Origin of the sequence: Dyella terrae, assembly GCF_004322705.1 — a bacterium.
Lineage (GTDB): Bacteria > Pseudomonadota > Gammaproteobacteria > Xanthomonadales > Rhodanobacteraceae > Dyella_D > Dyella_D terrae.
Window position 1 is genome coordinate 1 of record NZ_SIZZ01000008.1, and the last position, 365, is coordinate 365.

General features: G+C 63.6%; 1 protein-coding gene. It reads left to right on the plus strand.

What is annotated here, in order from left to right; genetic code table 11:
* The coding region (locus tag EYV96_RS18660; RefSeq protein WP_205746211.1) for a GTP-binding protein at positions 1-365 on the plus strand (365 nt) is incomplete at both ends.

Consider the following 365-nt stretch of genomic DNA (forward strand, 5'->3'; position numbering starts at 1 on the left):
GGTAAATTCGAACGCACCAAGCCGCACGTCAACGTCGGCACGATTGGTCACGTGGACCACGGCAAGACGACGCTGACGGCAGCGCTGACGAAGGTCGGTGCCGAGCGTTTCGGTGGCGAATTCAAGGCGTATGACGCGATTGACGCGGCGCCGGAAGAAAAGGCCCGTGGTATCACGATTTCGACGGCGCACGTCGAATACGAATCGCCGAACCGCCATTACGCACACGTGGACTGCCCGGGCCACGCCGACTACGTGAAGAACATGATCACGGGTGCGGCGCAGATGGACGGCGCGATCCTGGTGTGCTCGGCCGCTGACGGCCCGATGCCGCAGACGCGCGAACACATCCTGCTGTCGCGCCA